Source organism: Thermus caliditerrae, assembly GCF_021462525.1.
GTDB lineage: Bacteria > Deinococcota > Deinococci > Deinococcales > Thermaceae > Thermus > Thermus caliditerrae.
In genome coordinates, this window is sequence record NZ_JAKEDT010000002.1 from 76,422 (window position 1) to 85,410 (window position 8,989).

The following is an 8,989-nucleotide window of genomic DNA, read 5'->3' on the forward strand; positions in this document are numbered from 1 at the left end:
CCGCCCAAGCCGGGGGCCCCTGAAGAATGCCGAGGCCGCAGGGGCTTAAGCTAAAGCCGTGCGCCGCATCCTCGTCCTCGCCGAGTACGACGGCACCCATTTCGCCGGGCTCCAGCGCCAAGGGGAAGGCTTGCGCACCGTCCAGGGGGAGCTGGAAAAGGCCTTGGCCCGGATCGGGGCCCTCCCCAAGGCGGTGGCCGCGGGCCGCACCGACGCTGGGGTCCACGCCCTGGCCATGCCCTTCCACTTCAACCTCCCGGGGAGGATCCCCACGGAGAAGATCCCCGAGGCCCTCAACCGCCTCCTTCCCGAGGACCTCAAGGTGCTCGCCGCAAGGGAGGTGGCCCCCGACTTCCACGCCCGCAAGGACGCCCTCTGGCGGGCCTACCTTTACCGCGTCCTCCTAAGGCCCCACCCCTCCCCCCTCCTGCGCCAGCGGGCGCTTTGGCTGAGGAAGCCCCTGGACCTAGCCGCCTTACGGGAAGCCCTGGCCCACCTCCCGGGGCGGCACAACTTCCTGGGGTTTGCCAAGGAAGAGGTGCGGGCGGGGGAAAGGGAGCTTTACGAGGCCCGCATGGAGGAGGTGGAAGGGGAAGCGGGTAGGGAGCTACGCTTCTACTTCCGGGGCCAAAGCTTCCTCCGGGGCCAGGTGCGGGGAATGGTGGGCACCCTCCTCGAGGTGGGCCTGGGGAAGCGCCTCCCCGAAAGCCTGAGGCTCATTTTGGAAACCGCCGACCGCCGCCTGGCGGGCCCCAGCGCCCCGCCCCAGGGGCTCTACTTCCTCGAGGCCCGCTACCCCGAGGAGCGGCTCTCCCCAAAAGGCTGAGGGCCGGGGCACGCCCCGACCCTTCCCAAAGACCGGAGCCTAGAGGCGGCTCCTCGGGTCCAAAGCGTCCCGGAGGCCGTCGCCCAGGTAGTTGAAGGCCAGCACCGTGATGAAGATCATAAAGCCCGGAGGCAGGGCCAGCCAGGGCGCGGTGAAGATGTACTCCTGGGCGTTGGTGAGCATGTTGCCCCAAGTAGCCACCGGAGGCTGGATGCCGAAGCCCAAAAAGGAAAGGGCCGCCTCCACCAGGATGGCCCCGCCGATCTGCAAGGTGGCCTGCACGATGAGGGGGGCGATGGTGTTGGGCACCAGGTGGCGGAACATGATGCGGGCGTCCGCGGCCCCCAAAGCCTGGGCGGCGGTGGCGTAGTCCTGCTCCCTCAAGGAGAGGATGTTCCCCCGCACCAGCCTCGCGGTGCCCAGCCAGCCGAAGAGGACCAGGATGGTGATGATGATGAACACGCTAGCCGCATCCCCAAAGACCCCTTGCGCCCACTGCCCCACCTTCACCCCAGGGTCGCGCAGGAGGGCGGAGAGCACCAAGAGGAGGGGCAGGGTGGGAATGGTCAGCATGAAGTCAATGAGGCGGCTGATGGCCACGTCCAGGTCCAGGCGGATCTGCCCTTTAAGGCCGTACCAGGCAGCCCAGAGCACCAAGGCTAGGGTTAGGCCAAAGCCCAGGTAGCTTCCCACGCTCCCCGCCCGCACGCCGTCCTCGGCAAGCGTCCAGGCGATGGAGAGAACCTGGTACAAAGCCCCATAGTAAAGGAACCAGGAAAGAACCCGCCAGAGGGCAAAGCCCCAGGGGTAAAACCCTTCCCGCTCTCGCCGTAGGGGGCCAAGGTAAAAGCGCAGGGGCCTGCCGGAGAAGTACCCCGCCAGGGTGCCCATGATGGTCCCCAAAATCACGCTGGAGAAGGCCACGGCGAAGCCCACCAGTAGGGAGATGCGGGAACCGTAAATGATGCGGGAAAGCACATCCCGGCCCAGGTCGTCCGTGCCCAGGAGGTGCTCCCGGGAAGGGGGGTTGAAGTAGTACTGCCCCACGTCTTCCCCCGTGGGCTGGGCGGTGGGGTCGTAAGGAGCGATCCAGGGAGCTAGGATGGCCATCAAGATGAGCAACACGATGACCACCAGGCCGGCCATGGCCATCCTGTGCCGCTTTAGGCGGCGCCAGAAAAGGCTAGCGAAGGTGCGGGGTTTGGCCTTCACAGCTTGCGTTGCCATGGTTCACCTCTAGCTGTAACGAATGCGGGGGTCCACCACCGCGTAGGCCAGGTCCGCCAACAGATTGAAAAGGGCCGTCATCATGGCCAAGAAGGCCAGAGCAGCCATGGCCACGTTGTAATCCTTCTCCACCAGGGCGTCAAAGATGGCCCGGCCCATGCCCGGGTAGCTGAAGATGGTTTCGGTAATGGTGGCCCCGCCCAGGACGCCGGGGATGGCCAGGCCCACCAGGGTCACGATGGGAATGAGGGCGTTCCTGAGGGCGTGCTTGTAAAGCACCACCCGTTCGGAAAGCCCCTTGGCCCGGGCGGTGCGGATATAGTCCTGGGAGAGGACTTCCAAAAGGGAGGCCCGCATGAACCGGGTCCACTCCGCCATCTGCAGGGAGGAAAGGGCCAGCACAGGCAGAATCAAGTGCCACGCCCACTGCCCCAGGAACCCCCAGAGGGTCACGTTGCCCAGACGCACGTCCTCCGGCAGGACCCCCGGCACCCCTCCGGTGGGAAAGCGAGGGAAGCCTGGGATATGGTCCGGTAGCCAGATGGCGAAGAGGTAAAGCAGCAAGATGCCCAGGAAAAAGACCGGCATGGAAAAACCCACGAAGGAGAGGAAGGTGATGGCGTAGTCCGCCAGGGAGTACTGGCGCACCGCCGAGAAGATCCCCACGGGAATGGCGACCACCAAGGCCAGGGTAAGGGCCAGTCCCGAAAGGATCAGCGTCTTGGGCAGGCGCTGCACGAAGATGTACTCCGCCGCGGGGATGCCGTAGGTGCGGCTATAGCCAAGATCCCCCCGCACCGCCCGGGAAAGCCACTTGAAGTAGCGGATATGCAGGGGCTGGTCCAGGCCGTAGGCCCGCTTCAAGGCCTCGAACTGCTCGGCGGTCATGCGGGGGTTTTGCCGCTTCAGTTCCTCCAAAGGATCCCCGGGCTGCAGGGCCAGCAGGGCGTAGATCACCACGCTGGCGGCCAGGAGCAAGGGCACCATCTGCAAAAGCCGACGTACCGTGTACGCGAACACCTTTGTACCTCCCGTTTATGACACTCAAAAAGCCCGCTGGGCCAAAGCCCAGCGGGCCCCACTATACCACCCAGGCTACTTGACGGAAAGAGCGTACTTCGCCTGGTCCCACTTCTTCACGGCCCCGCGGCTGGCCCAGCCGATCTCCCAGGCGTTCCAGCCGGGGTAGCCGTAGCCGCCGGAGTAGGCGCTGGCCACGTAGTTCACGAGGCCCTGGCGCACCACGTAGGGGTTGGCGCGGAAGTAGAGGGGCAGGGCGGGGAGCTCCTCGGCCCAGATCTCCTGGGCCCGGGCGAAGAGCTGCTTCCTGCGGTTCTCGTCAAACTCCAGGACGCCCTGGCTGGTCAGGCGGTCAAACTCGTCGTTGCGCCAGCCGCCGATGTTCTGGCCCTGGTAGTTGTTCTCCTTGGTGGGCACCAGGATGGCCCCGGTGTTCAGGTTCTTGTACTGGAAGAGGCCACCGTCCTCCTGCAGGCTGGAGACCCAGGCGAACTCAAACATCCCGGTCCACTTGCACTCGGAAGCCCGCTGGATGTAGTCGTCGGAGAAGACCACGGCGGAGGGAGCGTTGTTGATCTTGACGGCTATGCCGATCTTCTTGAGATCCTCGGCGAAGAACTGCTGGGTGCGCTCGCGGATGGCGTTGCCCGCGGTGGTCACGTACTCGATCTCGAAGCGAACCGTGCGCCCGCCCACGGTGCGCTGGAGGATGCCATCAGGCCCTTTGCGCCAGCCCATCTGCGCCAGGAGAGCCTCCGCCTTCTTTAGGTCAAACTCGTACTTCTTGACGTTGGGGTTGAAGAGGGGGTTGACGGGGGCGATCCAGGTGTGGGCCACGGGCTGCAGGCCGTCAAAGAAGGCCTTCACCAAGCCCTCGCGGTTCAGGGCATGGAGGATGGCCTGGCGGGTGCGCACATCGTCCAAGCCCAGGTCCTTCACCTGCTGGCAGTTGCTGAACTTGTTGATGTCGATGTGCTCCCAGATGGCCCCGGGCACGAACCAGATGTCAAAGCGGCCGGGGGCGCGGGAGGTGAGCTGCTTAGAGCGGCCCTGGTCAAAGGTGAGGGCCACGCTGGAGGTGGCGTCGATGGAACCGCCGATCACCGCCACCAAGAGGGAGTTGGTGTTCTGGATGAAGCGGTAGACCACCTTCTGCACGTACCTGCTCTCCCCGCCTTCCGGCTTGATGGGGAAGTTGGGGTTCCGCTCCATCTCGATGGAGTTCCCCGGCACCCAGCGCTTCAGCTTGAAGGCACCCGAGTAGACCATGGCTCCCCGGTTCAGGGCCTGGGGGGTGGCGAACTTGAGGAAGAAGTTGCGGTAGAGCTCGTTGAGCTTCTCCGCGTCCTTGTCGGGGTCCAGGTTGCGGGCCGCCGCCTTCACCTTCTCCCACTCGGGGCCCATGATGTGCTTGGGGGCGTAGCCGATGGGGGAGCCGTAGGTGCCGCCGTAGGTGTCGTAGTAGTAGGCGGGCTCAAAGATCACGGTGAAGTTGCGGGCATCCCGTACCCGGAGCTGGACCCGCTCCCAGTAGTCGGGGTTCAGGACGGGCATGCCCTTGGCCTTGCCCACCTCGTAGTAGAAGGCCACGTCCTCGGTGGTGATGGGCTTGCCGTCGGACCAGCGGGCGTCTGGGCGGATGGTGAGGTCCATCTCCAGCCGCTTCTTGCCCCCACCGATGTCCGTCACCCGCAGGCGCCCGTTCTGCTGGGTGGGCACCTCGGTGGCCAGAACGGGGAAGTTCTGGCTATCCGCGTTGAAACCGATAAAGGGCGCGAAGAGATAGCCTTCGATCTCGCTCTTGATGGCCTGGTTGGAGATGACGCTTAGGAAGTCCCCCGCCAACACCCTAGGCTCCTGGGAAGCCCCTACGACCAGGCTGTTGTCCTGGGGACCTGCTAGGGCCAGGCCCAAGGCGGTTAAACCGAGTACAGCCAGCTTGCCTACTTTTCTCATACGGCCTCCTTTCGTGGTCGCGGCACTATCCTTAGTGGCCGAGGCTATTATACGGCGCCCCCAATGAAGGTCAATGGGAAGAAAGCTAAAGGGGCCTGAAGCCAGGCCCCTCCAGAGCGCCTCTAGCGCAGATCAGTGACCGCAGGTGCGGGCCTCCCCCTCCTGGTCCTTGGTGCGGAAGGAGTGGCCACAACCGCAGGTGCTGGCGGCGTTGGGGTTGTGCACGGTAAACCCGCCGCCCATGAGGCTTTCCATCCAGTCGATCTCCGAGCCCACCAGGTAGGGCAAGGACCTGGGGTCCACCACCAGGCGCACCCCGTGCATCTCCACGAGGGTATCCCCCTCGAGCTCCCTTTCATCCACAGCCATGCCGTACTGGAAGCCGGAGCACCCGCCGGACTTGATGTAGACCCGAATGGCCGCATGCTCCTTGCCGTAGCGGGCCAGGATCTCCTTGGCCTTCTCCGCCGCCAGAGGGGTGATGCGGATAACCGCTTCCTGCGTTTTTACCATCCCGCAAACCTCCTTACCCCCCACCTTACCCCATGCAAGGGTAGGGAATGTGAAGCAGGTTCCAGGGGAATAGCATAAGGGCATGGATCCTCTCCCCCTTCAACGCATCCTCCAGGAAGAAAGGCTGGATGGCTGGCTCCTTTTTTCATTCGGCAGAAGCAACCCCCTGGCCCTCGAGGCCCTCGGCCTGGTCCAGGTCCACCTCACCCGCCGCTTCGCCTACTTCATCCCCCGAGAAGGCGAACCCACCCTCCTCTGCCACGCCATAGAGGCCAGCCTTTTTCCTCTCCTTCCGGGAAAGCGGCGCACCTACCAGAGCTGGCAGGGCTTCCAGGAGGAACTCGCCCGCCTTCTGCACGGCGCCAGGCGCATCGCCTTGGAGTACGTGCCCGGGGGCATGATCCCCTACCTCTCCCGGGTGGACGGGGGCACCTTAGACCTCCTGCGGGGGATGGGGCTAGAGCTCGCCTCCTCCTGGCCCCTTCTCCTCACCTTTCAAACCTGGGGGGAGGAGAAGCTGGGAAGCCACCGCCGCGCGGCGGCAGGCCTGGAGGCAGCCAAAGGGCGGGCCTTGGCCTTCCTGCGGGAACGCCCCAGGGCCATGGAGCGGGAGGTCCAGGAGGTTCTCGCCCAGGCGCTTTCGGCCCAGGGCCTGGTCTTTGACCACCCGCCCATGGTGGCCTTCGGTGCAAACGCCGCCAACCCTCATCACCAACCTGGGGACAAGCGCCTGGAGGAAGGGGAGGTGGCCCTTTTGGACCTCTGGGCCAAGGAGCCGGGTGGAGTCTACGCCGACATCACCTGGATGGCGGGCCTAAGGGCCTCAGAAGCGGCCCACCGGGCCTTCCAAGCGGTGGCCCGGGCCCGGGATGAGGCCATCCGCTTTGTGGCCCAGACCTACCGGGAAGGCCGCCACCCCAAAGGGTACGAGGTGGACCGGGTGGCCCGGGGGGTGCTGGAGGCCGCAGGGTACAGGGCTTATGTCCGCCACCGCACCGGGCACAACCTGGGGGAGGAGGTGCACGGCTCCGGACCCCACCTGGACGACCTGGAAACCCACGACCTCCGCCCCCTGGTGCCGGGGCTGGCCTTCACCGTGGAGCCGGGGCTCTACCTACCCGGCGAGTTTGGGGTGCGCACCGAGGTGGACGTCTACTTGCGCCCCGAAGGGCCCGAGGTCACCACCCCCCTCCAGCAGGAGATCACCCCCCTCTAGGCATACCCCGGGGGCGTGGTATCTTGGGGGACGGCATGGACCGCCCCCTGCTGATCTTTTCCGGCCAGTCCAACCGCCCCCTGGCCCAGGCCATCGCCGAGGCCCTAGGCCTACCTTTGGGCAAAAGCACCACTTTGCGCTTCGCCAACGACAACCTCTTCGTGCGCTTTGAGGAAAGCCTCCGGGAGGGGGACGTCTTCATCGTTCAGTCCCTCACCCCTCCGGTGCAGGATCACCTCATGGAGCTCCTGATGATGGTGGACGCCGCCAAGGGGGCCAGCGCCGCCCGGGTCACCGCGGTCATCCCCTACTTTTCCTACGCCAGGAGCGACAAGAAGGACGCCCCTCGCATCTCCATCGCTGCCCGGCTTATCGCCGACCTCCTGCAGACCGCCGGGGCCGACCGGGTGCTCACCATGACCCTGCATTCCCCTCAGGTCCATGGCTTCTTCAAAATCCCTGTGGACCACCTCTCCGCCGAACCCGTGATCGCCAATCACTTCGCCACCCGGGTGGACCTGGAGAACGCCGTGGTGGTGGCCCCGGACGCCGGGGACCTCAAGCGGGCCAGCTCCCTGGCCCGCCGCCTGCGCCTGCCCCTGGCCTTCATCGACAAGGAGCGGGTCTCCGACACCGAGGTGCGGGTGCGGATGCTGGTGGGGGAAGTGGAGGGGAAGACGGCCCTGATCGTGGACGACGAGATCTCCACCGCTGGCAGCCTGGTGGAGGCGGTGGAGGCTCTGTTGCAGGCGGGGGCCAAAGAGGTCTACGCCGCCGCCACCCATGGGGTCTACGTGGGGCCGGCCCTGGAGCGCATCGCCCAAAGCCCGGTCAAGGAGGTGGCCGCTACCGACACCTGTCTGCCCAAGGAAGGCGATAAGCTCAAGACCCTTACCGTGGCTCCCCTCTTCGCCGAGGCCATCTGGCGCATCCACCGGGGGGAATCGGTGTCCAGCCTCTTCACCTAAGGCCATGCGCACGGAACGCTTAGAACTGGCAGGGCTACCCCTCCTGGCCCGGGTCCCCAAGGAGCCGAAGGCCCTCCTGCTGGCCCTGCATGGCCTGCAGGGCTCCAAGGAGCACATCCTCTCCCTCCTTCCGGGATACGCAGAGGCCGGTTTTCTTCTGCTGGCCTTGGATGCCCCCCGGCACGGGGAGCGGGGGGGGCCACCCCCCTCCTCCAAAAGCCCCCGGTACGTGGAGGAGGTGTACCAGGTGGCCCTACGCTTCGCCGAAGAGGCCCAGGAAGTGGCCCGGAAGGCCCAGGCGCGCTTCGGCCTGCCCCTCTTCCTGGCGGGGGGGAGCCTGGGAGCCTTCGTGGTCCACCTCCTCCTCTCCCGCGGCTTGAGGCCCCAGGCGGCCTTGGCCTTTATCGGCAGTGGCTTCCCCATGAAGCTGCCCCAGGGGCAGGAGGTCGAGGACCCCGGGGTGCGGGCCCTCTACGAGGAGCCGCCCGCCCTCAAGGGGGAAGCCTATGGCGGGGTGCCCCTTCTGCACCTCCACGGCACCAAGGACCTGATCGTGCCCCTAACCCGCATGGAGAAAACGGTGGAGGCCCTGAGGCCCCACTACCCCGAGGGGCGCCTGGCCCGCTTGGTGGAGGAGGGGGCGGGACACGTCATCACCCCCCTCATGGCCCGGATGGGCCTGGCCTTTTTGCAGGCCTGGCTCTGAGGGGGAAGGGATGCTCCTCCAGGGACTCAGGGGCTACCGGGGCTACCCGGGGGGCTTCCGAGCCTACCGCAACGCCTTCCCCACGGTGGAACTCTCCTGGTGGCACCGGGTGGGGGATAAGAGGACCATAAGCCGCCTCCGGTCCCTGGCCCCGGAAGGGTTCCGCTTCAGCGTCTATGGCCACAAGCACCTCACCTTCCTCCCCTCTGGCAAAGAGCGGCGGAGGTTACGGCGCTTCCTGAGGCGGTTTCGCCTCTTCGGCCCCAAGGCGGGGGCGGTGCGCCTGAAGGTGCCCCAGGACGTGGCCCCGGAGGGCTTCGCCCGCTGGCTGGACCTCTTGGAGGAAGTCTTAGCCGAGGTGGGCCCGGTTCCCCTGGCCTTTGAAGGGGAAGTGCCCCTGAAGCCCCTCTTGAGGGAACGGGGGTACGCCCTGGTGAACGAGGCGGGAGGGCCCTTTCTCTACCTGGTGGACCCGGTGGAGGTACCCCAAGAGGGGGAAGGGTACCTCTACCGCACGGCCCCCAAGGGTGCTTCCGAAGGGTGAGGGAGCGCGCACC

9 protein-coding genes are annotated in these 8,989 nt (G+C 66.0%); 5 read left to right on the forward strand and 4 right to left on the reverse strand.

Annotated features, from left to right (window positions below):
- Positions 1-58: 58 nt before the first annotated feature.
- Positions 59-826, forward strand: a complete 768-nt coding sequence (gene truA, locus L1088_RS02280) for a tRNA pseudouridine(38-40) synthase TruA (RefSeq protein ID WP_038048204.1) — start codon at positions 59-61, stop codon at positions 824-826.
- 39 nt (positions 827-865) lie between these two features.
- Here the strand turns inward: truA and L1088_RS02285 are convergent, their stop codons facing one another.
- From L1088_RS02285 to erpA, 4 genes are all read right to left on the reverse strand, one after another.
- Entirely contained in the window at positions 866-2,053 is a 1,188-nt protein-coding gene (locus L1088_RS02285; RefSeq protein WP_038048206.1) for an ABC transporter permease, read from the reverse strand.
- 9 nt (positions 2,054-2,062) lie between these two features.
- Positions 2,063-3,073: an ABC transporter permease gene (locus L1088_RS02290; RefSeq protein ID WP_038048208.1), complete on the reverse strand. Its 1,011-nt coding sequence runs from the start codon at positions 3,071-3,073 to the stop codon at positions 2,063-2,065.
- Between the two features lie 75 nt (positions 3,074-3,148).
- Positions 3,149-5,029, reverse strand: coding sequence for a peptide ABC transporter substrate-binding protein (locus tag L1088_RS02295; RefSeq protein WP_234553550.1), 1,881 nt, complete (start codon positions 5,027-5,029; stop codon positions 3,149-3,151).
- A 132-nt stretch (positions 5,030-5,161) separates the two neighbouring features.
- Positions 5,162-5,542 (reverse strand): iron-sulfur cluster insertion protein ErpA, encoded by a 381-nt coding sequence (erpA, locus tag L1088_RS02300; RefSeq protein ID WP_234553551.1) that lies wholly within the window; start codon positions 5,540-5,542, stop codon positions 5,162-5,164.
- Between the two features lie 82 nt (positions 5,543-5,624).
- On the opposite strand from erpA, the gene L1088_RS02305 reads away from it, so the two are divergent.
- The 4 genes from L1088_RS02305 to L1088_RS02320 are packed head-to-tail and all read left to right on the forward strand — an operon-like array spanning position 5,625 to position 8,976.
- Entirely contained in the window at positions 5,625-6,758 is a 1,134-nt protein-coding gene (locus L1088_RS02305) for a M24 family metallopeptidase (RefSeq protein WP_234553552.1), read from the forward strand.
- Positions 6,759-6,793: 35 nt separating this feature from the next.
- A complete protein-coding gene (locus L1088_RS02310) occupies positions 6,794-7,726 on the forward strand; it encodes a ribose-phosphate diphosphokinase (protein WP_234553553.1) in 933 nt (310 codons plus the stop codon).
- 4 nt (positions 7,727-7,730) lie between these two features.
- Positions 7,731-8,432, forward strand: coding sequence for an alpha/beta hydrolase (locus L1088_RS02315; RefSeq protein WP_234553554.1), 702 nt, complete (start codon positions 7,731-7,733; stop codon positions 8,430-8,432).
- A gap of 10 nt (positions 8,433-8,442) precedes the next feature.
- Positions 8,443-8,976 carry a DUF72 domain-containing protein gene (locus tag L1088_RS02320; protein WP_038048220.1) on the forward strand — a complete coding sequence of 178 codons (534 nt, stop codon included), beginning with the start codon at positions 8,443-8,445 and terminating at the stop codon, positions 8,974-8,976.
- The last annotated feature ends 13 nt before the right edge of the window (positions 8,977-8,989 follow it).

Coding starts and splice junctions, on each gene's coding strand:
- L1088_RS02305 (WP_234553552.1), top strand. CDS start 5,625: ATGGATCCTCTCCCCCTTCAACGCATCCTCCAGGAAGAAAGGCTGGAT.
- L1088_RS02315 (WP_234553554.1), top strand. CDS start 7,731: ATGCGCACGGAACGCTTAGAACTGGCAGGGCTACCCCTCCTGGCCCGG.
- L1088_RS02295 (WP_234553550.1), bottom strand. CDS start 5,029: ATGAGAAAAGTAGGCAAGCTGGCTGTACTCGGTTTAACCGCCTTGGGC.
- L1088_RS02285 (WP_038048206.1), bottom strand. CDS start 2,053: ATGGCAACGCAAGCTGTGAAGGCCAAACCCCGCACCTTCGCTAGCCTT.
- L1088_RS02320 (WP_038048220.1), top strand. CDS start 8,443: ATGCTCCTCCAGGGACTCAGGGGCTACCGGGGCTACCCGGGGGGCTTC.
- erpA (WP_234553551.1), bottom strand. CDS start 5,542: ATGGTAAAAACGCAGGAAGCGGTTATCCGCATCACCCCTCTGGCGGCG.
- L1088_RS02310 (WP_234553553.1), top strand. CDS start 6,794: ATGGACCGCCCCCTGCTGATCTTTTCCGGCCAGTCCAACCGCCCCCTG.